The sequence below is a fragment of the Rhizobium sp. PK7-22 genome, from assembly GCF_056530405.1.
Map to the genome: position 1 here is coordinate 3,565,980 of NZ_CP096514.1, position 22,402 is coordinate 3,588,381.

Annotated in this window: 24 protein-coding genes; 14 read left to right on the forward strand and 10 right to left on the reverse strand. The window is 61.7% G+C overall.

What is annotated here, in order from left to right; translation table 11 throughout:
- Positions 1–43: 43 nt before the first annotated feature.
- From M1E10_RS22255 to M1E10_RS22275, 5 genes are all read right to left on the reverse strand, one after another.
- Positions 44–928, reverse strand: a complete 885-nt coding sequence (locus M1E10_RS22255; protein WP_499177270.1) for a branched-chain amino acid ABC transporter permease — start codon at positions 926–928, stop codon at positions 44–46.
- Positions 929–1,046: 118 nt separating this feature from the next.
- Positions 1,047–1,934, reverse strand: coding sequence for a branched-chain amino acid ABC transporter permease (locus tag M1E10_RS22260; protein WP_499174951.1), 888 nt, complete (start codon positions 1,932–1,934; stop codon positions 1,047–1,049).
- Between the two features lie 3 nt (positions 1,935–1,937).
- The gene (locus tag M1E10_RS22265; protein ID WP_499174952.1) at positions 1,938–2,639 is read right to left on the reverse strand and encodes an ABC transporter ATP-binding protein; all 702 of its coding nucleotides are present in this window, start codon (positions 2,637–2,639) and stop codon (positions 1,938–1,940) included.
- A 1-nt stretch (position 2,640) separates the two neighbouring features.
- The gene (locus M1E10_RS22270) at positions 2,641–3,423 is read right to left on the reverse strand and encodes an ABC transporter ATP-binding protein (RefSeq protein ID WP_499174953.1); all 783 of its coding nucleotides are present in this window, start codon (positions 3,421–3,423) and stop codon (positions 2,641–2,643) included.
- A gap of 6 nt (positions 3,424–3,429) precedes the next feature.
- Entirely contained in the window at positions 3,430–4,635 is a 1,206-nt protein-coding gene (locus M1E10_RS22275; protein ID WP_499174954.1) for an ABC transporter substrate-binding protein, read from the reverse strand.
- Positions 4,636–4,805: 170 nt separating this feature from the next.
- On the opposite strand from M1E10_RS22275, the gene M1E10_RS22280 reads away from it, so the two are divergent.
- The 3 genes from M1E10_RS22280 (at position 4,806) to M1E10_RS22290 (ending at position 8,120) form a co-directional block, all read left to right on the forward strand.
- On the forward strand, positions 4,806–5,726 hold the full coding sequence (locus M1E10_RS22280) for a LysR family transcriptional regulator (RefSeq protein WP_499174955.1): 921 nt from the start codon (positions 4,806–4,808) through the stop codon (positions 5,724–5,726).
- Positions 5,727–5,859: 133 nt separating this feature from the next.
- Positions 5,860–7,803: a hybrid sensor histidine kinase/response regulator gene (locus tag M1E10_RS22285; protein WP_499174956.1), complete on the forward strand. Its 1,944-nt coding sequence runs from the start codon at positions 5,860–5,862 to the stop codon at positions 7,801–7,803.
- A gap of 41 nt (positions 7,804–7,844) precedes the next feature.
- On the forward strand, positions 7,845–8,120 hold the full coding sequence (locus M1E10_RS22290) for a BON domain-containing protein (RefSeq protein WP_499174957.1): 276 nt from the start codon (positions 7,845–7,847) through the stop codon (positions 8,118–8,120).
- A gap of 76 nt (positions 8,121–8,196) precedes the next feature.
- Here the strand turns inward: M1E10_RS22290 and M1E10_RS22295 are convergent, their stop codons facing one another.
- Positions 8,197–10,542 carry a glucose/quinate/shikimate family membrane-bound PQQ-dependent dehydrogenase gene (locus M1E10_RS22295; protein ID WP_499174958.1) on the reverse strand — a complete coding sequence of 782 codons (2,346 nt, stop codon included), beginning with the start codon at positions 10,540–10,542 and terminating at the stop codon, positions 8,197–8,199.
- A gap of 248 nt (positions 10,543–10,790) precedes the next feature.
- On the opposite strand from M1E10_RS22295, the gene M1E10_RS22300 reads away from it, so the two are divergent.
- On the forward strand, positions 10,791–11,513 hold the full coding sequence (locus tag M1E10_RS22300) for a glutathione S-transferase (protein ID WP_499174959.1): 723 nt from the start codon (positions 10,791–10,793) through the stop codon (positions 11,511–11,513).
- A gap of 21 nt (positions 11,514–11,534) precedes the next feature.
- Here the strand turns inward: M1E10_RS22300 and M1E10_RS22305 are convergent, their stop codons facing one another.
- Both M1E10_RS22305 and M1E10_RS22310 read right to left on the reverse strand, forming a co-directional pair.
- Positions 11,535–12,038, reverse strand: a complete 504-nt coding sequence (locus tag M1E10_RS22305; protein ID WP_499177271.1) for a superoxide dismutase family protein — start codon at positions 12,036–12,038, stop codon at positions 11,535–11,537.
- Between the two features lie 35 nt (positions 12,039–12,073).
- Positions 12,074–12,580, reverse strand: coding sequence for a sigma-70 family RNA polymerase sigma factor (locus M1E10_RS22310; RefSeq protein WP_245280178.1), 507 nt, complete (start codon positions 12,578–12,580; stop codon positions 12,074–12,076).
- Positions 12,581–12,751: 171 nt separating this feature from the next.
- On the opposite strand from M1E10_RS22310, the gene ku (M1E10_RS22315) reads away from it, so the two are divergent.
- Together ku (M1E10_RS22315) and ligD are read left to right on the forward strand one after the other, a co-directional pair.
- Positions 12,752–13,621, forward strand: coding sequence for a Ku protein (gene ku / locus M1E10_RS22315; protein WP_499174961.1), 870 nt, complete (start codon positions 12,752–12,754; stop codon positions 13,619–13,621).
- Positions 13,622–13,623: 2 nt separating this feature from the next.
- Positions 13,624–16,176 (forward strand): DNA ligase-like domain-containing protein, encoded by a 2,553-nt coding sequence (gene ligD / locus M1E10_RS22320; protein WP_499174962.1) that lies wholly within the window; start codon positions 13,624–13,626, stop codon positions 16,174–16,176.
- Here the strand turns inward: ligD and ku (M1E10_RS22325) are convergent.
- Complete coding sequence (gene ku, locus M1E10_RS22325) at positions 16,165–16,968, reverse strand: Ku protein (protein ID WP_499174963.1); 804 nt, start codon at positions 16,966–16,968, stop codon at positions 16,165–16,167. The two genes, ligD and ku (M1E10_RS22325), sit on opposite strands and share 12 nt — an antisense overlap.
- Before the next feature lie 118 nt (positions 16,969–17,086).
- On the opposite strand from ku (M1E10_RS22325), the gene M1E10_RS22330 reads away from it, so the two are divergent.
- The 6 genes from M1E10_RS22330 to M1E10_RS22355 all read left to right on the forward strand — a co-directional run bounded on the left by M1E10_RS22330 (position 17,087) and on the right by M1E10_RS22355 (position 19,839).
- Positions 17,087–17,287 (forward strand): hypothetical protein, encoded by a 201-nt coding sequence (locus tag M1E10_RS22330; protein WP_499174964.1) that lies wholly within the window; start codon positions 17,087–17,089, stop codon positions 17,285–17,287.
- Between the two features lie 144 nt (positions 17,288–17,431).
- Positions 17,432–17,641, forward strand: a complete 210-nt coding sequence (locus tag M1E10_RS22335; protein WP_499174965.1) for a hypothetical protein — start codon at positions 17,432–17,434, stop codon at positions 17,639–17,641.
- A gap of 356 nt (positions 17,642–17,997) precedes the next feature.
- Positions 17,998–18,582 (forward strand): cysteine hydrolase family protein, encoded by a 585-nt coding sequence (locus M1E10_RS22340; protein ID WP_499174966.1) that lies wholly within the window; start codon positions 17,998–18,000, stop codon positions 18,580–18,582.
- A 62-nt stretch (positions 18,583–18,644) separates the two neighbouring features.
- Positions 18,645–19,037 (forward strand): BON domain-containing protein, encoded by a 393-nt coding sequence (locus M1E10_RS22345; RefSeq protein WP_499174967.1) that lies wholly within the window; start codon positions 18,645–18,647, stop codon positions 19,035–19,037.
- 28 nt (positions 19,038–19,065) lie between these two features.
- Entirely contained in the window at positions 19,066–19,251 is a 186-nt protein-coding gene (locus tag M1E10_RS22350) for a hypothetical protein (RefSeq protein ID WP_499174968.1), read from the forward strand.
- Between the two features lie 87 nt (positions 19,252–19,338).
- Positions 19,339–19,839, forward strand: coding sequence for a YciE/YciF ferroxidase family protein (locus M1E10_RS22355; RefSeq protein ID WP_499174970.1), 501 nt, complete (start codon positions 19,339–19,341; stop codon positions 19,837–19,839).
- 67 nt (positions 19,840–19,906) lie between these two features.
- On the opposite strand, the gene M1E10_RS22360 is transcribed toward M1E10_RS22355, so the two are convergent.
- On the reverse strand, positions 19,907–20,131 hold the full coding sequence (locus M1E10_RS22360; RefSeq protein ID WP_499174971.1) for a hypothetical protein: 225 nt from the start codon (positions 20,129–20,131) through the stop codon (positions 19,907–19,909).
- Positions 20,132–20,283: 152 nt separating this feature from the next.
- On the opposite strand from M1E10_RS22360, the gene M1E10_RS22365 reads away from it, so the two are divergent.
- Positions 20,284–20,586 (forward strand): DUF2934 domain-containing protein, encoded by a 303-nt coding sequence (locus tag M1E10_RS22365; protein ID WP_499174972.1) that lies wholly within the window; start codon positions 20,284–20,286, stop codon positions 20,584–20,586.
- Positions 20,587–20,851: 265 nt separating this feature from the next.
- Positions 20,852–22,330: a glycogen synthase gene (gene glgA / locus M1E10_RS22370; RefSeq protein ID WP_499177272.1), complete on the forward strand. Its 1,479-nt coding sequence runs from the start codon at positions 20,852–20,854 to the stop codon at positions 22,328–22,330.
- The last annotated feature ends 72 nt before the right edge of the window (positions 22,331–22,402 follow it).

The following is a 22,402-nucleotide window of genomic DNA, read 5'->3' on the forward strand; positions in this document are numbered from 1 at the left end:
GCCTCGATTGTGCAAGGCGCACCCGCCCGGCGTCTGCCCGCTGCTAGTGCCGGTGCTCGAACCCGAGCATGCGGCCGAAGCGGGAGGCGTAGAATTCGCCGATGATGCCGCGCCGGAAGACGAGCACGCAGACCATGAAGACGACGCCGGTGATGATGGTGACCGGGAAGTCGGAGGTCGCGAGATAGTTCTGCAGCGTCACCACCAGGCCCGCCCCGAAGATCGGACCGATCAGCGTGCCGATGCCGCCCAGCAGTGTCATCAGGATCACCTCGCCCGACATCTGCCAGGCCACATCCGTCAGCGTCGCAAACTGGAACACGAGCGACTTCAGCCCGCCGGCCAGACCCGCCAGTGCTGCCGACATCACGAAGGCGCCGAGCTTGTAGCGCGCCACGGAATAACCGAGCGACGTGGCGCGTGCCTCGTTTTCCCGGATCGACTTGAGGATCATCCCAAAGGGGGAATTGATGAAGCGCCAGATGACCACCATGCCGATCACGAAGACCGCCAGCACGAAGTAGTACATGTTGGTCGAGACGGAGAGGTCGATGAAGCCGAACAGATGCCCGCGAGGCACCTGCTGGATGCCGTCCTCGCCCTGCGTGAACTCCGACTGCAGGCAGAAGAAGAAGAACATCTGCGACAGGGCGAGCGTGATCATCGCGAAATAGATGCCCTGGCGGCGGATCGCCACGACGCCCATCACCAGCCCCAGGAACGCTGCACCGACGACGCCAAGCAGCACGCCGAACTCCGGTGTCCAGCCCCAGACCTTGACCGCATGCGCCGTGAAGTAGGCGGCGCCCCCGAAGAAGGTGGCATGGCCGAAGGAGAGCAGTCCCGTATAGCCGAGCAGCAGGTTGAAGGCGCAGGCAAAGAGCGCAAAGCAGAGGAGCTTCATCAGGAAGATCGGGTAGAAGAACATCGGCGCGATCAAGAGCAGGGCAAGCCCGGCCAGAAGGAAGACGGCGTAGCTCGTCGACGTCTTGCGCGACTGCGCGAACTCGGCCTTCTGCTTGGTGGTGTGAACAGCGTCGCTCATCTCATGCATCCCGTCCAAAGAGGCCCGCCGGCCGGATCAACAGCACGATCGCCATGATCACGAAGATGACGATGTTGGAGGCTTCCGGGTAGAAAACCTTGGTCAGACCCTCGGCGATGCCCAGCATGTAGCCGGTGACGATGGCGCCCATGATCGAGCCCATGCCGCCCACCACGACGACCGCGAAGACGACGATGATGAGGTTGGTGCCCATCAGCGGCGACACCTGGTAGATCGGCGCCGCCAGCACCCCGGCGAAGGCGGCAAGGGCTGCGCCCAGGCCGTAGGTGAGCGTCAGCAGCAGCGGCACGTTGACCCCGAAGGCCTGCACGAGAACGGCGTTTTCTGTCGCAGCGCGCAAATAGGAGCCGAGCTTCGTCTTCTCGATCAGAAGCCAGGTTCCGATGCAGACGATGAGCGAGATCACCACGACCCAGCCGCGGTAGATCGGCAGGAACATGAACCCGAGATTGGTGCCGCCGGCGAGAAGCGACGGGACCGAATACGGCTGGCCGGAAGAGCCGTAGAGATAGCGGAAGGTGCCTTCGATCGTCAGCGCCAGGCCGAAGGTGAAGAGCAGGCCGTAGAGCGCGTCGAGCTTGTAGAGGCGGCTCAGCATGGTCCGCTCGACCACCGCTCCCACCACCCCAACGATCGCCGGCGCAACGAAGAGCGCCAGCCAGTAGTTGATGCCGAAATACTGCAGCAGCAGCAGCGCCACGAAGGCTCCGAGCATGTACTGCGCGCCATGGGCGAAGTTGATGACCCGCAAGAGGCCGAAGATGACCGCGAGGCCGAGGCTCAAGAGCGCATAGAAGGAGCCGTTGATCAGGCCGATCAGCAACTGGCCGAGAAAAGCCTGGATCGGGATACCGAAGATCATCGTCATCGTTCAGACCCCCAATACTTTGTGCAAGGTGTCCATGCGCTCCGGCAGCTCCCCCACCGGGAAATCGGCCACCATCTGCCCATGGTCCATCAGATAGAAACGGTCGGCGACGCGGCTGGCGAAGCGGAAATTCTGCTCCACGAGGAGCACCGTCATGCCGCGCTCCTTCAGCGTCTTCAGCACCTGGCCGATGCGCTGGACGATGACGGGTGCAAGCCCTTCCGTCGGTTCGTCGAGGATCAGCAATCGGACCCCGGTGCGCAGGATGCGGGCAATCGCCAGCATCTGCTGCTCGCCGCCGGAAAGCTTTGTGCCGGGGCTGCTGCGCCGCTCCAGGAGATTGGGGAAAAGGTCGTAGATTTCGTCGAGCGACATGCCGTTGCCGGCGACCACCGGCGGCAGCATCAGGTTTTCCTCCACCGTCAGCGTCGCGAAGATGCCGCGCTCCTCGGGCACGAAACCGATCCCGACATGGGCGGTCCTGTGCAGCGGCACGTTCATCATGTCCTTGCCGTCGAAGGTGATCTGTCCCTTGCGCTCGCGCAGGATGCCCATGATCGTGCGCAGCGTCGTGGTCTTGCCGACGCCGTTGCGGCCGAGGATGGTGATCATCTCGCCTTCCTCGATCGTCATGTCGACGCCCTGCAGCACATGGCTTTCGCCGTACCAGGCGTTGAGGCCGGAAACCTGAAGCAATGGTGTCATCTCAGGCCTCTTCCTCGCCCATATAGGCGGTGCGAACCCGCGGATCCTGGCTGACCGTAGCGTAATCGCCTTCGGCGAGAATTTCGCCGCGTTGGAGAACCGTGACGTGGTGGCAGATATCGGCCACCACCGAGAGATTATGCTCCACCATCAGCACGGCACGCTCCTTGGCGACCTCGCGGATGATGTTGGAGACATTGCCGATGTCCTCCTGCCCCATGCCGGCCATCGGCTCGTCGAGCAAAAGCACCTTCGGATCGAGCGCCAGGGTGGTGGCAATCTCCAGCACGCGCTTTCGCCCGTAGGAAAGGTCAGCGGCAATCGTATTGCGCTCCTTGATCAGCCCGACGGCCGTCAGCAGTTCCTCCGCCCGCCCGTTCAACCGGTCGAGCGCGGAGACCGGCAGCCAGAACTGCGTGGAGAGATTGTTGGGCCGCTGCAGGGCCGTGCGGACATTGTCGAGCACCGACAGGTGCGGAAAGACCGCAGAAATCTGGAACGAGCGCACCAGCCCCATGCGCGCAACCTTGTCGGGCGCCGTCCGGGTGATATCCGTTCCGAGAAGGTTGATGCTGCCGGCAGAGGGCTGCAAAAACTTCGTCAGCAGGTTGAAGACGGTGGTCTTGCCGGCGCCGTTGGGGCCGATCAGCGCATGCACCTGCGCATCGCGGACATCGAGATCGACATCCTTGACGGCCGCGAACGAGCCGAAGGTCTTGGTGAGGCCGCGGGCGGCAAGCACCACCCGCGACTCGTTGAGGGACTGGACTGCAGGCTGCGCCATGAGGGCTTACTGCACCAGTTCGCAGCCGCTCTTGGCGGGATCGATGTAGGCTTCATTGCCCGGGATCGTGGAGAGAACGTTGAAGTAATCCCAGGGTTCGTCGCTTTCGCCCGGCTTCTTGACCTGCAGCAGATACATGTCGTGGATCATCCGGCCGTTGGCGCCGACCGTGCCGTTGCGGGCAAAGAAGTCGTCCACCGGCATTTCATGCAGCGCCTTGGCGACGGCTTCTGTTTCGTCCGAACCTGCCTTCTCGATCGCCTTCAGATACTGCATGACGGCGGAATAGGTGCCGGCATGAACCATGTTCGGCATCGACCCGGTCCGCTCGAAGAAGCGCTTGCCGAACTCGCGGCTCTGGTCGTCGAGGTTCCAGTAATAGCCTTCCGTCAGCGTCAGTCCCTGCGCCGACTCGACGCCGAGGCCATGCACTTCGGCCAGCGTGAAGAGCAGCGCCGCCAGGTTCTGGCCGCCTGCGGTGATGCCGAATTCGGCAGCCTGCTTGATGGCGTTGGCCGTGTCGAGACCGGCATTGGCAAGGCCGATGACCTTGGCTCCGGACGACTGTGCCTGCAACAGGAAGGACGAAAAGTCGTTGGACGCCAGCGGGTGGCGCACCGAACCGACGACGTTGCCGCCGGCCGACTTCACGTAGGTGCTCGTCTGCTCTTCCAGCGAATAGCCGAAGGCATAGTCGGCGGTCAGGAAGAACCAGCTGTCGCCGCCCTGCTTCACCAGCGCACCGCCGGTTCCGACCGCCAGCGCATGGGTGTCATAGGCCCAGTGGAAGCCGTAGGGGCTGCACTGCTTGCCGGTCAGCTCCGTGGTGGCGGCACCGGTGACGATGTTGATCTTCTGCTTTTCGCGGCTGAGCGCCTGGACGGCGAGCGCCACCGATGACGTCGTCAGCTCCATGATCGCGTCCACCTGCTCGGTGTCGTACCACTGGCGCGCGATGTTGGAGGCGATGTCGGGCTTGTTCTGGTGATCGGCGTCGACGATCTCCACCGGCACGTCGAGGACCTTGCCCCCGAAATCCTCGACGGCCATCTTGGCGGCCTCGACGGAGGACTTGCCCCCGAAGTCGGCATAGACGCCCGACTGGTCGTTCAGGATGCCGATCTTCACTTTTCCGTCGGAAGCGCTCTGCGCAAAGGCAGCCGTGCTACCCGCCAGCAGAACTGCCAGCGACGCGATAAGGTTGGTTCGCATGATATCTCCTCCCAGAGAATGTCAGAGTGCGAGTCTGTTCAATTTTGGGTGGCCACCCTCCTCAAGACAGCCGGTCCGACTGCATGGTTGTGGAATTTGACGGTTGACGCAAGGCAATGTTCGCAACTAATTGCAAACAGCCTCTGTGCATTTTTGAACAGAAAGACCGCATGACCGCCAACCCGAACTTCACCTGGGATGACCTCCAGTATTTTCTGGCGGTGGCACGCACGGGCCAGCTGTCGACGGCAGCGCGCCATCTGCGATCGAGCCATGCGACGGTTTCCCGACGCATCGACCGTTTGGAGTTCGCGCTGAAGGTGAAGCTCTTCGAGCGCAATCCGCGCGGTTATGTGCTGACCGCCATCGGCCAGCGCTTCATCGAGACAGCCGAGAAGATGGAGGCGGAAACGGACCGCCTGCAGGCCGACATCGCCACCGGCGCGACGGCGCAGCGGGGCGTCATCCGGATGAGCGCCCCGGAAGGATTTGCAAACTTCTTCTTCAGCCACCGCCTCGGCGCCTTCCAGGCACGGCACCCCAATATCGCGCTCGAACTGGTAACGATCCAGCAGATCATGTCGCTCTCGCGCAAGGAGGCGGATATCGCCGTGACCCTCGACCCGCCCAAGGGCGGCCCCTACATGACCGAAAAGATCAGCGACTATGTCCTGAACGTCTATGGTTCAAAGGATTATCTGGCAAAGGCCCCGCCGATCCGCTGCCGCAGTGACCTGCTGGATCACCCCTTCATCGGCTACATCGAAGACATGATCTTCGCGCCGGGCCTGGATTACCTCGGCGACGTACATCCCGGCCTCAAGCCACATTTCCAGAGCTCGAGCATCTTCGCGCAGCTGACGGCGACGAAGAGCGGGCTCGGCCTCTGCGTCCTGCCGCACTTCATCGCCCGGGCGCAGCCTGACCTGCAGATCCTGCTGCCTGAGGAAGTGACCTTGACGCGCAACTACTGGCTCGTTCGCCATCGCGATTTCAGCAATGTGCCGCGGGTCAGGCTGGTGGCAGATTTCATCTATGCCGCCGTTCTCGACAACCAGGAGGCATTTCTACGCCGGCTAAGTGCCGACTGAGCCGACCACTCTAAATTTCCCCTGGAATCAGACGGGAATACAAAAAAACAATGCCGGCTGCGGGGAACCAATACGGCACACCTGCATTCAACAAGGTTGGCTGCCGGCTTCGGCAGGGGGGAGAATTTTGATCATGGACAGTCTGTCACAGGTCGCCTTGACGGAAGAGGAGCGTTACAGGCTGCTGGTCGACGCCATTACCGATTATGCGATCTACATGCTCGACCCGGCCGGGAGAGTCAGCAGCTGGAACCCGGGAGCGCAACGGTTCAAGGGATATCAGGCAGCAGAAATCATCGGCAATCACTTTTCCCGCTTTTATACCGACGAAGACCGCGCCACGGGTCTTCCTGCCCGAGCGCTGCGGCTTGCTCAGACCGAAGGCCACTTCGAGAACGAGGGGTGGCGGATCCGCAAGGACGGTAGCCGGTTCTGGGCTCATGTCATCATTCACCCGATCTGGAGCCGTTCGGGTGAGCTTCTGGGTTTCGCGAAGGTCACCCGCGATCTGACCGAGCGCAAGGCCGCCGAACTGCAGCTCCGCGACAGCGAGCAACAGTTCCAGCTGCTTGTCCAGGGTGTACGCGACTACGCCATTTACATGCTCGACCCGGACGGATTTATCACAAACTGGAATTCCGGTGCCCGCCGCATCAAGGGATATGACAGCAGCGAGGTGGTCGGTTCGCATTTCTCCCGCTTCTACGTCGAGGAAGACAGGGCTGCAGGACAGCCCGAAAAAGGGCTGGAAATCGCAAGGCGAGACGGGCGCTTCGAGAAGGAGGGCATCCGCCAGCGGAAGGACGGATCCCGTTTCTGGGCGCACGTGGTGATTGACGCCATTCGCGACTCTTCCGGCAACCTCATCGGGTTTGCCAAGGTGACGCGCGACATCACGGAGAAGCTCGAGGCCCAGAAAGCGCTTAACAAGGCCCGCGAGGACTTGTTTCAGGCCCAGAAGATGGAAGCGATCGGCCAGCTGACCGGCGGAATCGCCCATGATTTCAACAATCTGCTGATGGCCGTCCTGGGAAGCCTGGAGATCCTCAAGAAGAAATTGCCGGACGACCCCTCCATGGCCCCTCTCCTGGACAACGCGATTCAGGGCGCCGAGCGGGGGGTCTCTCTCGTCCAGCGCATGCTCACCTATTCCCGCAAGCAGAACCTCAATATGAGCGCCGTGAATGTCGCCGGGGTCGTCGAGGGAATGACGGAATTCATTCAGCGCGCGGTGGGGGCGACAATTTCCGTCGAAACTCGCTTTCCCGAAGAACTCCCGCCCGTATCGACGGATCCGCTGCAACTGGAAACCGCTCTTCTCAATCTCATCGTCAACGCCCGCGACGCGATGCCGGACGGCGGCCGGATTGTGGTGCATGCCGATCACATGCACGCATCAGCGGAAGGCGGATCAGAGCTCGGCTACGTTCGCCTCTCCGTCAGCGATACGGGACAAGGCATGGATGAAGAGACGGCCCAACAGGCGACCACCCCCTTCTTCACGACGAAGGGCGTGGGCAAGGGAACAGGCCTCGGCCTGTCGATGGTCCAGGGACTGGCCGAGCAATCGGGGGGACGGTTGATGATCGACAGCCGCGCCGGTGCGGGAACGACGATTTCCCTGGTCCTGCCCGTGACTGAAGCTGAGCTGCAGGCAGAACCGGCAGCGGAGCCGGTCAGCCAGAACGAGCCCGATCTGCAGCAAGGTCCGCTGACGGTGCTTGCCGTCGACGACGACGCGCTGGTCCTGATGAACACAAGCCTGATGCTGGAGGATCTCGGTCATACGGTGATCGAGGCCTACAATGGTCAGGATGCACTGGGCGTGCTTCGCAGCGGCAGACAGGTCGATCTCGTCATCACCGATCACTCGATGCCGCGCATGACGGGCGCGGAACTTGCCGAGGAGATCCGGCTAGCATGGCCGAGCCTTCCGGTGCTTCTCGCCACAGGCTACGCCGAGCTTCCCTCGGGAAATGGTCGGAAATGGCCTTTGCTCTCGAAGCCGTTTACCCAGGACCAGCTCGAGACAGCGATCGTCCTGGCCTCCCGCAGCGCGCTTGAACAAAACCTCTAAGCCGCGCGTTAAACCCGCAGTTGACGTTGGAGAAGAGTGACATGGTATTCAAGCACCAGAGTTTCCACGAAGAACCGCCTGTCGTGGAGCAGGAGTTTCCACCCGAGGCACAGCTGGAGGGCGCAGTTGCGGACGCGCTTGGCTCCGTCGGCGGCATCGATGCGACAGGCATCAAGGTCGTTGCGGAAGGCACGACGATCGTGCTGCTGGGTTCGGTGATGTACGAAAGCGAAGTCGAGCGGGCCGAGGAAGTCGCCCGCAGCATTGCCGGCGTGACGGATGTCCGAAACGAAGTTACGACCGGCAAGGTAGCCTGATCCCAACTGCCAAAACCATCCAAGACCATAGAGAAAGGGCCCAGATCGATCGATCCGGGCCCTTTCTGGTTGTATTTTACTCCCGCGGCAGGGCGTAGGCGATCACATAGTCGCCCGGCTTGGTGCCGACCGAACCGTGTCCGCCGGCCACCATCACCACGAACTGGCGACCATCTTCCACGGCGTAGGTCATGGGCGTTGCCTGCCCCCCGGCCGGAAGACGGCTTTCCCACAGCTGCTCGCCGGTGGTGAGGTTATAGGCGCGCAGGTAGTTGTCGACGGCCGCACCGAGGAAGGCCACACCACCCTTGGTGATCATCGGACCGCCGATCCCGGGCACGCCGAGCTTGAACGGCAGCGGCAGCGGCGTCATGTCGTAGACGGTACCGTTCTTCTGCTTGTAGGCGATCTCGCCGGTGCGCAGGTCGGCGCCGGCGACGTAACCCCAGGGCGGAGCCTGGCAGGGGATCTGCAGCGGACCGAGGAAGGGCCCCATCTCTACGGCATAGGGTGCGCCTTCGTTCTGGTTGACGCCCTGCTCCGAGCCCGTCTGCCCCTCTTCACGCGCCGGCACTTCGGCACGCGGGATGAGCCTTGAGGTGAAGGCGAGGTAGGTCGGCATCCCGAACATCACCATCCGCTCGGGATCGACGGCAACCGAACCCCAGTTGAAGGTGCCGAAGTTGCCCGGATAGACCAGCGTTCCTTCGAGCGACGGCGGTGTGTACATGCCCTCGTACTTCAGCTGCTTCAGCCGGATGCGGCAGACCATCTGATCGAACATGGTCACGCCCCACATGTCGCGGCCCTCGAGCCGCTCCGGCCGGAACGTCAGCGCCGTGACCGGCTGGGTCGGAGAGGTGAAGTCTTCGGGAATGGCACCGCCCGGCGCCGGTTGCTCCGTGATCGGGAGCAGGGGATTGCCGTTGCGGCGATCGAGAACGTAGATGTCGCCCTGTTTCGTCGGTCCGACCAGCGCCGGCACCGAGGTGCCATCGTCCTGCGTCAGATCCAGGAGGACCGGCTGGGCCGGAACGTCCATGTCCCAGAGGTCGTGGTGAACGGTCTGCTGAACCCAGCGGTCCGCCCCGGTGTTGATATCGAGGGCAACGATCGAAGAGGAGTACTTCTCGACGGATTCGCTGCGTCCCATCCCGAGCTGATCGGGGACCTGGTTGCCGAGCGGGATGTAGACGAGGCCAAGATCCTCGTCGACGCTGAAGATCGACCAGCTGTTCGGGGAATTGGCGCTATAGGTCTCTCCTTCGGGAAGCGGCTCGGTCTGCGTCGGATTGCCGGAATCCCAGTTCCAGACGAGCTCGCCGGTGTTCACGTCGAAGGCGCGGATCACGCCCGAGGGTGAACGGATCGAATAGTTGTCGTTGACGGCACCGCCGATGATGATCTTGCCGGCAGCGATGACCGGGGGCGAAGTGGAGTAGTAGTAGCCAGCCGGGTTGTACGGCATCTTGGCTTCGAGCTGCAGCGTTCCCTGGTCGGCAAACGAGGTGCAGACCTCGCCGTTGGTCGCATCGAGTGCGATGAGGCGTGCGTCCGACGTCGGCAGATACACCCGCTGGGCGCAAGCGGCACCCGGCTGTGCAGCCGGATCCGCGTAGTAGGTTACGCCACGGCAGGTCTGATGCTGGCGATCCGGGTTGAGGCCGGCATTGGGATCGAACTTCCACTGCTCCTCGCCCGTCGTCGCGTTGACGGAGATGGCCCAGTTGTGCGGCGTGCAGAGATAAAGGCTGTTGCCGACCTTGAGCGGCGTCACCTGGTAGGTCGTCTCGCCGACGTCCTCCGGAAGCTTCACGTCTCCTGTCTGGTAGCGCCAGACTTCCTCGAGCTCGTCGACGTTCTCGACGTTGACCTGGTCGAGCGGTGAATAGCGCTGGCCGAATGGCGTGCGACCATACTGGTGCCACTCGCCCGGCGGCACGTTGCCCCCAAGGTTCGGCGCGGCAGCGACCTGCTCCTCCGAAAGCTCGCCTTCCAGGTCGGTGCTGTTGGTGAACATGGAGACGATGGCGACCAGGACGGAAATGCCGAGAGCCACCGCCAGCGGAGTGGCGCTGGCCGAGTAGCGGGCGCCGGTGGGGCTTTGAAAGCCGAGCGGCTTGCGGATCCAAGGCGTCAGCATCCAGAGGCCGAGCACGATAACGACGCCACCGCGCGGCCCGAGCTGCCACCAGTCAAGACCGACTTCCCAGACGGCCCAGATGAGGGAGCCGATAACGATAATTGCGTAAACCACGAGGGCGGCCGATTTGCGCATGTACAGCAGCAACGCCGTCGCCAGAAAACCGACCCCCGCCAAAAGATAGTAGGCGCTGCCGCCAAGCATCAGCAGTTGCGTACCGCCCGCCCCCAGCGCGATGCCGATGAGAGCGAACAATATCGCTGTAATCAAAATAGCCATTGATAAAAATCCTGTTCCGGCTTCTGTCACAGGGCGCGGCTGCAGGCCACGCTCCCCCATTTGGAAACGTCGAACGGACCCAAAAGTTCCCGCTTGCCGATCAGGCTGTGCACCGCAGGTCAGTCGGAAAAGAACGCTATGCAACAGCTGGCAGTTTGCAGGCGACGTTCCATATCAAACTGCGTCAGGATGTCGGCGATCCTCCGCTTCCTGTCGGATGTCCATAAGATTTTGATCCGGGGTGACACGTGAGCTACGAACTCTACTATTGGGACGGCATACAGGGCCGCGGCGAATTCGTGCGGCTGGCTCTTGAGGACGCTGGCGCCGACTATTTGGATGTGGCGCGCACGAGTGGCGGCAGCAGCAAGATCGCCGCATTCCTGGAAGGACGGAACGGCCACCAGATGCCCTTCGCACCACCGTTCCTGAAGGACGGCGACACGGTCGTGTCCCATGTTGCCAATATCCTGGCCTACCTGGGGCCCAAGCTTGATCTTGCGCCTTCCGAAGATGCCGAACGGCTCTTTGCCAACGGGCTGCAGCTGACGATCACGGATTTCGTCACGGAGATCCACGGCACCCATCATCCACTCGGCATCGACGATTACTATGAAGATCAGAAGGATGAAGCCAAGGCCCGTAGCAGCCGGTTTCTGTCGTCGCGGCTGCCGAAGTTCATGGGCTATTTCGAAGCCGTCCTCGCTGCCAATCCCGCCGGGAAAGAGCACGCCGTCGGCAGTCGCGCAAGCTATGTCGACCTGTCACTGTTCCAGGTCATGGAGGGACTGAGATATGCCTTCCCGAAGACGATGAAGCGCTTCGAAGACGAGATCCCGCTCCTCGTCTCCCTCCACGGCAGAATCGGCGAACGCGCCGGAGTCCGCGACTACATCAGCTCTGATCGACGTCTGCCGTTCAATGAAATGGGAATATTCCGGCACTATCCGGAGCTGGATCAGGAAGCCTGACGCCAGCCCCGGATGGTTTGACTATTCAATGACGCCGCAGGCCAGCCTCTCGCCCGCATCCCCGGAGGGTTGGCTCTCGTAATCATCGGCGCCGGCATGCACCATCAGCGCCTTGCCCCTTATGCCGTTTGCCGCATCATCCAGAGTGACGAAGGTGTTAAGCACTTGCGCCCGCATCGTCCCATCGGTTCCGACGTACTGGTTCGGCATATCGCCGGCATGCGGACCGTTGGCAACCTTGAAGCCATGCTCCTTGCCGCCGGGATTGAAGTGGCCACCCGCAGACTCGTGGCCGGTCGTATGATCGCAGCTGCCGGCTTCATGAACATGGAAGGCAACCCACTGGCTGGCCGGCAAGCCGCTGACTTCCACTTCGATCAGCACGCCCCCCGAGGCCTGCATCAAACTCGCACTGCCGTTTTCAGAGCCATCGGCTCCCACGAAACTGGCCGTCGCGGTGGCCGCGTCCTGCGCCAAAGCCATGCTGCCGAAGATGGCAGAAGCAACGATCGTTGAAGCAAGCAGTTTCATGAGATTCCTCCTTGGTCATCGTGGGTGGTTCAGGCGACGTCCTCGCCGAGTTCCTGCAGGATCTGGTGGCGCGCCCTGTTCAGTCGACTCTTGATGGTGCCGACGGCACAATCGCAGATCTCCGCCGCGGCTTCGTAACTTTCACCGAGGATGGCAACGAGCGTCAGCACCTCGCGATAATGCGGCGGCAGCTTCTGCAGCGCCCGCGCCACTTCCTGGGCACGCACGCTCATCTCCTGCGTTGCCGGCATCGGCGTATCGCCCGACACGGCTTCCTCCGACCCCGGCGCTTCTCGTCCGAGCACCTTGGACCGCGTGTAGAAGGTGTTGCGCATAATCGTGAACAGCCACGACTTGAGTTTGGTGCCAGGCTCAAACTTGTCGAGATTGGCGAGGCCCTTCATCAGGGTTTCCTGCACCAGATCGTCGGCGTCCGTCGGGTTCCTGCAGAAAGTGCGGGCAAACGCGCGAAGCGCTGGAATGAGCCTCACTATGTCTGCGCGTGCAGGATCACGGTTCAGCTGGGAATCGGGCACCGTTGCCTACCTCTCCAAGTCGATGGCGGGAATGACGGTGGCAAACGCACGCTTCTCGTTTTTGGTTCCGCTAAGATAATAGAGTTGTTCACCGTAAGTCAGGCTGCAACGGGTGCTACGGAACAAAGTTCCCCCAGCCCCTGTTGATAGGGCTTTCGAGGAGTATCAACCGTGGCACCGCGTGCGAACTGGAAGGGCTATCTGAAGGTTGGGGAACTGAGCTGCCAGGTGGCGCTGTATACGGCCGCATCGACCTCGGACCGCGTCAGCTTTCACATCATCAATCGCGACACCGGCAACCGCGTCCACCGCCAGATGGTGGACGCCGACACCGGACACGAGGTCGACAAGGAAGACATCGTCAAAGGCTACGAGGTGGCGAGTGGCGAATACGTCATTCTGGAGCCGGATGAAGTGAAGGCCGCCGTTCCCCAGAGCGACAAGACGCTCGAGATCGAGACCTTCATCTCCTGCGGAGACGTGGACACCATCTTTCTCGACCGCCCCTACTACCTCGCCCCCGTCGACAAGGCGTCCGCCGAGGTCTTCAACCTGATCCGCAAGGGGCTGGAACAGAAGAGCGTTGCGGCACTGGCGAGGACAGTCCTGTTCCGACGGCTTCGCACCCTGATGATCCGGCCCAGCGAAGATGGGCTGATTGCCAGCACGCTGAACTACGACCATGAGGTCCGACCGGCAAAGGAGATCTTTTCCGACATCGCCGAGTTCAAGATCGAGGGCGAAATGCTCGATCTGGCCGAACACATCATCAAGACCAAGCGCGGCGAGTTCGATCCCACTGAATTCGACGACCGCTACGAGGGCGCGCTGGCAGAGCTGATCAAGGCGAAAATCGAGGGCCGCAAGCCGCCGAAGAAGCCGAAGCCTGAAGAAAAGAAGGTTTCCAATCTGCTGGATGCCCTGCGCGAGAGCGCCGGCTCCTCAAGCGGCAAGAAGTCTGCGACCACGAAGAAGACGGCGGCCGCCAAGAAGCCTGTCCGCAAACCGAAGTCCCCTGCTCCGCAACGTAAGGCCGGCTGACCATGGCGCTGGAGAGCTACAACGAGAAGCGCAACTTCGAGGCTTCGCCCGAACCGAAAGGTAAAAAGGCGAAGGCGGGCGGCAACAGCTTCGCCATCCAGAAGCACGCGGCGCGGCGGCTGCACTACGACTTCCGCCTCGAGCTGGACGGCGTTCTGAAGAGTTGGGCCGTCACCCGCGGCCCGAGCCTTGTGCCAGGTGAAAAACGCCTTGCGGTTCATGTGGAGGACCACCCGCTCGACTACGGCGGCTTCGAGGGCACCATTCCCGACGGCAACTACGGTGCAGGCGCCGTGCTTCTCTGGGACCGCGGAACCTGGCAGCCGATCGGGGATCCCCACAAGGCCTACGCAAAGGGCCATATGGAGTTCGAGCTGAAGGGCGAGAAGCTGGAGGGCCGCTGGCATCTGGTGCGGATGGCAAACCGTCGTGGCGAAAAGCGCGAGAACTGGCTTCTGATCAAGAGCGAGGACGCCTTTGCACGCGCCGAAGGCGACGAGGATATTCTGACGGAGATGCCGCAATCGGTGAAGAGCGGTCGGGTCATCGAGGAGCTTCAGGGCAAGAAGCCGCCTAGGCGACGCAAGAGCCCTGCGACCGCAAAGCCGAGCGCGGCACCGCCCGACGCGGAACGGAACGGCGCCGTCCCTCTCAAGCCTGCCGGCGTAAAAGGCGCAAAACAGGCGCCCTTCCCGGAATTCATCCCGCCTCAGCTCGCAACGCTGGTCAAGGCGGCGCCGACGGGCAAGCGCTGGCTGCACGAGATCAAGCTCGACGGTTACCGGCTGCAGGCTCGCCTCCAGGACGGCAAGGTGAGCCTCCTCACTCGCACCGGCCTCGACTGGACCCACAAGTTCGGCACGGACATCGTCAAGGCCGTTGAAAAGCTGTCGGCGAAGGAGGCTGTCATCGACGGCGAGATCGTCGTCAACGGCGGCTCGGGGGCGAGTGATTTCTCGCTGCTGCAGCAGGACCTGAGCGATGGGCGAAATGATCGCTTCGTCTTCTTCGCCTTCGATCTGCTCTACCTCGACGGCAACGATATCACCGGTGCCCCGCTGGAGAAGCGCAAGGACGCGCTGCAGGCATTGCTCGCTGACGGTGGAGAAACGCTTCGCTACAGCGAGCACTTCACCGACGAAGGCGGCCTCGTCCTGAAGCACGCCTGTCGCCTCAGCCTCGAGGGCATCATCTCCAAGGTTGCCGACGCGCCCTACCGCAGCGGCAGGGGGCGGGACTGGGTCAAGTCGAAATGCTCTGCGCGGCAGGAGTTCGTGGTCGCCGGCTATGTCCCCTCTTCCGTTTCCAGCACAGCGATCGGCTCACTGGTGATGGGGTACTACGACGATGGCAAGCTACGGCACGCCGGTCGGGTCGGCACCGGTTACAGCAGCAAGGTGGCGCAGTCGCTCCTTCGCGAGCTCGACGAATTGAAGGCCGCCAAGAGCCCGTTCGACGAGAAGCTGACCGCCCTTGAGAAGAAGGACGTGGTGTTTTTGAAACCCGAGCGGGTGGCCGAAGTCGAATTTCGCGGCTGGACAGCGGACGCCCATATTCGTCATGCTGCATTTCGAGGTCTTCGGGAGGACAAGGAGGCCCGTGATGTCGTGCGCGAGGGCGGCCCGATGAAGACGGCAGACGAGCATACGCAACAGCCGGCCAAACGCGCCGTCCCTCTGACCCATCCCGATCGCATCTACTGGCCCGATGCGGGCGTCACGAAGGCGGGGCTTGCCGATTACTACATCCAGGTCTGGCGCCGGATGGCGCCTTTCGTGGTAAACCGGCCCCTGTCACTGGTTCGCGGGCCCAATGGAGTCGGCAAGCCGCTGTTCTTCCAGAAGCATGCCTGGAAGGGCATGAACAAGAAGATCCTCACAGCCCAGGATCCAGCCGGTGCTGACGAGGAGGACATCATCATCCGCGACCTCGACGGGCTGCTCGGCCTCGTCCAGGGGGGCACGCTCGAGGTCCATCCCTGGGGCTCTACCGTCGACGACTGGGAAAAGCCGGACATGGTCAACATCGACCTCGATCCGGGTGAAGGAACCACATGGCAGGACGTGATCACCGCCGCCGACGAGGTGCGCGAACGCTTCGAGGCGCTGGGTCTCGTCGGCTTCGTGAAAACCTCCGGCGGCAAGGGCGTCCACGTGGTGGCGCCGGTGAAGCCGAAGGCGGAATGGCCGGATGTGAAGGCGGCGATGAAGGCGCTCGCCGACAGCATGGCCGGCGACAGCCCCGATCATTACGTGTCGACGGTCACCAAGTCGAAACGCAAGGGAAAGATCCTCATCGACTACCTGCGCAATGGTCGTGGCGCCACGGCCGTCGCTCCCTATTCAACCAGGGCTCGCGCCGGAGCGCCGGTGTCCATGCCCATCGCCTGGGAAGAATTGAACGATGCCATCGGACCCGCGTACTTCACCGTCGACAACTCCCCGGCGCGTCTGGAGCAGCAGGCAAGCGACCCCTGGGAAGATTTCCGCAAGGCTGAGGCAGAGTTGAAGCCCGCAGCCCGCAGCAAGCGCAAAAGCAAGCCGTCACTTCGGTGACGACTTGCGCTCCGCGGCGAGGCTCTTCTTCAGGGCACTCATGATGTCGATGACATTGCTGGGCTGCTCGGGCTTCGGCTCCGCCCGTTTCTTGGTCTTCTTGCCCTTCTTGCGCTGCGCGATGATCTCAAGGAGCCGGTCCTGCACCGGATCGTCGGCCATGGACGGCTTCCAGTTCTCGGTCCGCTCGTCGATGAGCTTCTTCATCATCGTCAGATGCTGCGATGTCGGCTTCTCGTCACCAACATTGCCGAAATACTCTCCCGCATCCCGGACCTCGTCTCCGTAACGCAGCGTCCAGACGACGATGCCCTTGTCCTTCGGCACCAGGAGAACGGCGCGCTCGCGACGGTACATGACGAGCCTCGCAATTCCCGCCGTCTCCGACTTGGCCATGGCCTCGCGGATCACGGCGAATGCCTCGGCGCTCACCTCGTCGTCGGGCGCAAGATAATGGGGACGGTCGTACCAGACCCAGCCGATCGACCCGACCGGGACGAAGGTGTCGATGTCGATCGTCCGCGTGCTTTCCAGCCCGACGTCTTCGATCTCCTCATCCTCGAAGAGAACATAGTCGTCATCGCCCTTCTCGTAGCCCTTGACCTGATCCTCGTCCTCGACCGTCTCGCCTGTCACGGCGTCCACGTACTGGCTCAGCACCCGCGCCTGGGTTTCGCGGTTGAGGTTGTGGAAGCGGACCTTGCCGCTTTCCGAGACGGCAGGCGTCATGGTGACCCGGCAGGTCACGAGCGAGAGCTTCAGATAGCCCTTCCAGAATGCACGAGGTGCCACGGCATCAGCCTCCATCAATCTCGCGGCAACGAGCAGACGCAGAACTTGGTTCCCGCAGGCGCCCGGAACAAAGGAGGTCTGGCCGGCGTTTTCCAACCAACCAAGAACGGAGAATGCCATGATCGAAGAAAAGAAGCAGACGCCGAAGCCGGCCGCCGAGCAGCATGAGACTGAGCAGACGGCCCGCAAGGAGCAGGATGCCGGGGCTCTGGAGGAGCAATTGGACGAGGGTCTGGAAGACACATTTCCCGCCAGCGACCCGGTCGCCGCCACCATCACGTCGATTCCGACGGGTACAGAGCCGCCGCCGAAAGACTGAGACCACGCGCGTTTTGACAAAAAAGGGTGGGTGCATTTTGCGCCCACCCTTTGTTTTTTGTCACCCGTGACTTTTTCGGGATTTCCGAAGTTCCCCGACTTGCTGTATGGAAGCTATGTAAAGTCAGACAGCACGAGGTAGACGATGGCCTATATTACGTCGTCAGAGGTCGGGATGACGAAGAAGATCGAGAATGACGCAGAGATGGACGTCCGCTTTGGACGGCGCGTCAATCGTCAGGTCTCCGTCCTATTGAGTGAAATCGAAAAAGAGGCGATTCCAGACCGACTGCTGCAACTGGCGCAGGACCTGCAAAAGGCTCTCTCAGACAAACTTCCTCCCCAAGCGTCCTAATTCCTTATAGAGCTTTTCGCTCCGGCCGCACTTGCCATGCCTGTGGATGTGCCTCCTGTTGGCAACGAACCACTTCGATGAAATCAAGTTCAGCGCTGTCTGGACAAGCTGCGGGGCACCGGTGGTTCTGCCCGGATGATTACCTCGCCTTTCGGCGGACGGTTTGCCAATGCCGATCCTCTGGTGACCGCATGCGAACCAGCATCTTGATGCTGTAGTTGCTCCTGCACGGCTGCCTCCATGTCTCCGCGCATAAAGCATGCCTCATCCCGCAGGAGTTTCCGACCGCTCTTCATACGTCCGGAACTTCGCATTCCATATCCGGTTCGGGCAAAGACTATCGATCGGAGGACCTGATGGAAGCCCCTTCCCGCTGTCGCCATCTTTGCGTCGACATGCAGCGCATGTTCGCGGAGGAAACGCCGTGGAACGTCCCTTGGATGGAGCGTGTCCGAGGGCGTGTTGAAGTTCTCGCCGCCACACACGCGGCGGAGACGATATTCACTCGCTTTATCCCTCCGGTGGACAGCACCGACCTCCGTGGCACTTGGAAGACCTACTACGAGAAGTGGCCGATGATGACCCGTCGGGCGTTGGGCGATGACATGGTTGATGTCCTGCCGGAGCTGCGCGCCCTGGTGCCGCCTGCGACAGTGTTCGACAAGCCGATCTACTCCCCCTGGCTCGATGGGCGGCTCCATATGTTCCTGCAGCAACAGGAGGTCAGCACGCTCGTCATATCCGGCGGCGAGACCGACGTCTGCATCATGGCCGCCGTCATGGGCGCGGTGGATCTGGGATATTCGATCATACTGCTTAGGGATGCCATCTGCAGCACTTCGGACCGCACCCATGATGCATCGCTCGCGGTTTTCGGGACCCGCTTCTCCACCCAGATCCGGATATCCACGGTCGAGGATGTGCTCGACTGGTGGCATTAGGGGAACCTTTCTCGGCAGCGGATTGTTGTGATTGCAAGGCAACTCCGAGGAAAGGAAACGCCATGAAGCATGAAGAACCCAAGTCAGGCCGCCCGGGTGAAACTTCCCAGTGGCCCCGATGGGAAGGCCCTGCCGAAACCCGCCCGAGCGGATACATGCAGGGCGAGACCAACATATTTGCGGAAGAATCCGACCAACAGAAACACCGCGGAACCGCTCCCGCCAACTATGATGACCGACCTGACGAAGAGGTTCGGACGGCCGTCAACGAGGCGCTGACCCAGGACGCGACGCTCGATCCGAGCGGCGTCACCGTCTCGGTACAGAGTGGCCGCGTTACGCTCGCTGGAACCGTCGCGAGCGACGCTGACCGGCAGCGGGCCGAAGAGTGCGCCCTGTCCGTTCACGGCGTCAACGGATGCGACAATACGCTGACCGTGTCTTCCGCCCGCTGACACTCCCAACCCAGAGAAAGGAAAACCAATGGCCGATAAAATATGGTTCGTTGTGGTGGCCTTGGGTCCGGTCCTGCTGGGCTGCGCTATCGCTTACGCGCTCATGCGCCGTCGGCGCCTGAGCACCAGCGAAGTCGTCGAGCAGAAGGAAGCGACGGAACGGCTTTACGACAAGCCGGAGGGTGGCCGCGACCCTACATTCCACAACCGTTAAGGCGCTGCGGGTGGCGGAACCTTTCGTCGAGCCTCCCGTTAGATCCCTCGGAAACACCCCATGCGGAAACGCGACCTCAGGAGAGCTATGATGGCTGACAAGACACTCAACGACTTGTTCTACGAGACCCTCAAGGACATCTACTACGCCGAGCGGCAGATCCTCAAGGCACTGCCGAAGATGGCCCGCGCCGCCCAGGACGAGGACCTCAAGGCCGCGTTCAAGGCGCACAAGGATGAGACCGAAGGCCAGATCGATCGCCTGAAGCAGGTATTCGAAATTATCGGCAAGCGCGCCCAGGGCAAGACCTGCGATGCGATCGAAGGCATCATCTCGGAAGGCGAAGAGATCATGGAGGAATTCAAGGGCACGTCCGCTCTTGACGCCGGTCTCCTGGCTGCAGCCCAGGCTGTAGAGCACTACGAAATCAGCCGCTACGGCACGCTTCGCGCCTGGGCCGAGCAGCTCGGCCTCAAGGATGCGGCCAAGCTTCTGGACGAGACGCTTTCGGAAGAGAGTGCAACCGACGAGAAGCTCACGGGTCTGGCCAAGACCGCCGTCAATTCGGCCGCTCAGAAAGCCGCCTAACAGAAAAGGGCGGTGTAAAGCACCGCCCCTTTCAATCTGAAAGCCCGGCTCGCGCCGGGCTTTTTCCTCAGCTCAACTGGGAAGTCTGTTTGGTGATGGCGGTTGCGAACGGAAGCATTTCGCCGTTCAGACCCTGAAGACGGAACACCCGTTTGCGGGCGTCGCGCATCACCTGAGTTTTTGCAGCCTCGACAGCCAACTCGTAGGTATGGAACGAGCAGTCGGATTCCACCCCGTTGAGGATGTACGTCCAGCCGGCCGGATGAGGTACGATATCGCAATATTTGTCCATGGTGTTGGCTCCTCCCTTTGAGGCGGTAGAACTCCGCGTTTGTGCGAAAGTTCCTGTCTCGCAGCCGATCACCGCAGGAGCCGGAATTATTTGCCCGGTGCTGGAACTTCGCCCCATCTAATCCGTTCCCTCCCGGGCGAATGGAGACGAGTATGGCGGAACACAAAGACGATTGGATCAGACAGCGCGCGTATGCCCTCTGGGAAGAAGAGGGTCGTCCTTCCGGCAAGGATGCGGCGCATTGGGAGCAGGCAGCGCGCGAGCACGCCGCAGCCGGTTCGAAGTCAGTTGATACCACCTCTCAAAAATCAGCCAAATCAGCAAGCAAGACGCCACAATCGGCGGATGCAGCTCCTGCGTCGAGCCGCGCTGCAGCCAAGAAGTCCTCTCCAACCGGCTCCAGCGAGAAAAAGTCAGGCACCAAGCGTGCAGGCAAGAATACCGCCGGAAGCTGATTTCAAACAATCCTGAACGTCAAGCCGCGGCCGATTTTGCTGCGGCTTCACCTATTTCCCGAACGTTGGATTCTGAAACGCGAGGAGCGAGCCGATTTCGACTTTGCCCTGGAACGTCGCAACCGCGCCGATGGTTGAACCAAGAATTGACCACGTGACGCAAGGTGACATGATGGACGCCGATGTCCCCAGGGTTAGTCCCTGCAACGACCAGGCAACGCCGACCACAGTCCGTACTATGAAAAGGAGGCCGAGCGCATTGTCGATGAAGGTGCTTTCCGTTACGTCTGAAGTCTTTCCGCTCGTGAAGACGGGCGGCCTCGCAGACGTCACCGGCTCCCTGCCGAAGGCCCTGGAGCCCTTGGGAGTTGAAACGACTACGCTTTTGCCTGGCTACCCCGTCGTGATGAAACAGCTGGCAAATCCTCTGCCGCTTCTTGTGTTTGACGATCTCCTGGGAGAGCGTGCCACGCTCTTGCACGTGCAGATGAATGGCCTCAATCTGCTGGTTCTGGATGCCCCGGCACTTTATGATCGGCCAGGCGGCCCCTATGTCGATGATGCCGGTCATGACCATCCGGACAACTGGAAACGGTTTGCAGCGCTCAGCCTTGCCGGTGCGGAAATCGCAGCGGGTGCATTGCCGGGTTGGCAACCGGACCTGGTCCAGACGCATGATTGGCAGTCGGCCCTGACCTCGGTCTACATGCGTGAAATGGGTCTGTCTGTCCCCAGCGTGCTGACGATCCACAACATCGCCTTTCAGGGACAGTATTCGGCAGGTCTGCTGCCGGCCCTCGGCCTGCGCAGCGACCTCTACTCGACCGATTGCCTGGAATATTTTGGGGACATCAGTTTCCTGAAGGGAGGCCTGCAGACGGCCGACGCCATCACCACCGTCAGCCCGACCTACGCCCGCGAGATCCTGACGCCACGTTTCGGCATGGGAATGGACGGGGTACTGAACGAGCGCGTCTCTGTTCTGCGCGGCATCGTCAACGGCATCGATCTGGATATCTGGGATCCGGCCACCGATCCTCATCTTCCCTCCAACTACAATTCCTCCAGTCTGCGTCGCAAGCGTGAGAACCGCGCCGTGCTGACCGAAAGATTCGGCCTCGACGGCAACGACGACGGTCCGATCTTCTCTGCCGTGAGCCGTCTCACCTGGCAGAAGGGCATGGACATGCTCGCGGAAACTGCCGACGAGGTGATCTGGAGCGGCGGCAAGGTCATCGTCTTCGGCCGCGGCGATCCTGCGATAGAACGACAGCTGCTGGAAGTCGCAAGCCGTCACCCCGGCCGCATGGCCGTTCACATCGGCTACGACGAACCGACGGCACACCTGATCCATGGAGGGTCCGATGCGATCGTCCAGCCGTCCCGTTTCGAACCCTGCGGGCTCACCCAGCTCTATGCGCTTCGCTACGGATGCGTCCCAGTCGTATCGCGCACCGGCGGCCTCTCGGAGACTATCATCGATGCCAATGATGCTGCGATGTCTGCAAGGGTGGCGACGGGGTTCCAGTTCCACCCGGTCACGACTGACGGACTTCGCATGGCCCTCCGCAGGGCAATTCAGGCTTATGGAAATCCCAAGCAATGGGCGAGACTTCAAAACCAGGGTATGAAGGCGAAATTCTCCTGGGAGCGGAGCGCGCAGCAATATGCGGCGGTGTATGCCAGCCTCACGAAGAATTCGGTAAAGGTGACGGCCGACGGGGGACGCCGGATCGCGTTCTGAGGATCTGACAGACCAGCGGCTCTGCTCTCCATTCAGAAACAAAAAAAAACCGGCCAGATGGCCGGTTTTTTT

Bases quoted from the DNA above. Each gene is read 5' to 3' on its own strand.
- M1E10_RS22255 (WP_499177270.1), bottom strand. From the start codon at position 928: ATGTTCTTCTACCCGATCTTCCTGATGAAGCTCCTCTGCTTTGCGCTC.
- M1E10_RS22260 (WP_499174951.1), bottom strand. From the start codon at position 1,934: ATGACGATGATCTTCGGTATCCCGATCCAGGCTTTTCTCGGCCAGTTG.
- M1E10_RS22265 (WP_499174952.1), bottom strand. From the start codon at position 2,639: ATGACACCATTGCTTCAGGTTTCCGGCCTCAACGCCTGGTACGGCGAA.
- M1E10_RS22270 (WP_499174953.1), bottom strand. From the start codon at position 3,423: ATGGCGCAGCCTGCAGTCCAGTCCCTCAACGAGTCGCGGGTGGTGCTT.
- M1E10_RS22275 (WP_499174954.1), bottom strand. From the start codon at position 4,635: ATGCGAACCAACCTTATCGCGTCGCTGGCAGTTCTGCTGGCGGGTAGC.
- M1E10_RS22280 (WP_499174955.1), top strand. From the start codon at position 4,806: ATGACCGCCAACCCGAACTTCACCTGGGATGACCTCCAGTATTTTCTG.
- M1E10_RS22285 (WP_499174956.1), top strand. From the start codon at position 5,860: ATGGACAGTCTGTCACAGGTCGCCTTGACGGAAGAGGAGCGTTACAGG.
- M1E10_RS22290 (WP_499174957.1), top strand. From the start codon at position 7,845: ATGGTATTCAAGCACCAGAGTTTCCACGAAGAACCGCCTGTCGTGGAG.
- M1E10_RS22295 (WP_499174958.1), bottom strand. From the start codon at position 10,542: ATGGCTATTTTGATTACAGCGATATTGTTCGCTCTCATCGGCATCGCG.
- ligD (WP_499174962.1), top strand. From the start codon at position 13,624: ATGGCGCTGGAGAGCTACAACGAGAAGCGCAACTTCGAGGCTTCGCCC.
- M1E10_RS22330 (WP_499174964.1), top strand. From the start codon at position 17,087: ATGATCGAAGAAAAGAAGCAGACGCCGAAGCCGGCCGCCGAGCAGCAT.
- M1E10_RS22335 (WP_499174965.1), top strand. From the start codon at position 17,432: ATGGCCTATATTACGTCGTCAGAGGTCGGGATGACGAAGAAGATCGAG.
- M1E10_RS22340 (WP_499174966.1), top strand. From the start codon at position 17,998: ATGGAAGCCCCTTCCCGCTGTCGCCATCTTTGCGTCGACATGCAGCGC.
- M1E10_RS22345 (WP_499174967.1), top strand. From the start codon at position 18,645: ATGAAGCATGAAGAACCCAAGTCAGGCCGCCCGGGTGAAACTTCCCAG.
- M1E10_RS22350 (WP_499174968.1), top strand. From the start codon at position 19,066: ATGGCCGATAAAATATGGTTCGTTGTGGTGGCCTTGGGTCCGGTCCTG.
- M1E10_RS22355 (WP_499174970.1), top strand. From the start codon at position 19,339: ATGATGGCTGACAAGACACTCAACGACTTGTTCTACGAGACCCTCAAG.
- M1E10_RS22360 (WP_499174971.1), bottom strand. From the start codon at position 20,131: ATGGACAAATATTGCGATATCGTACCTCATCCGGCCGGCTGGACGTAC.
- M1E10_RS22365 (WP_499174972.1), top strand. From the start codon at position 20,284: ATGGCGGAACACAAAGACGATTGGATCAGACAGCGCGCGTATGCCCTC.
- glgA (WP_499177272.1), top strand. From the start codon at position 20,852: ATGAAGGTGCTTTCCGTTACGTCTGAAGTCTTTCCGCTCGTGAAGACG.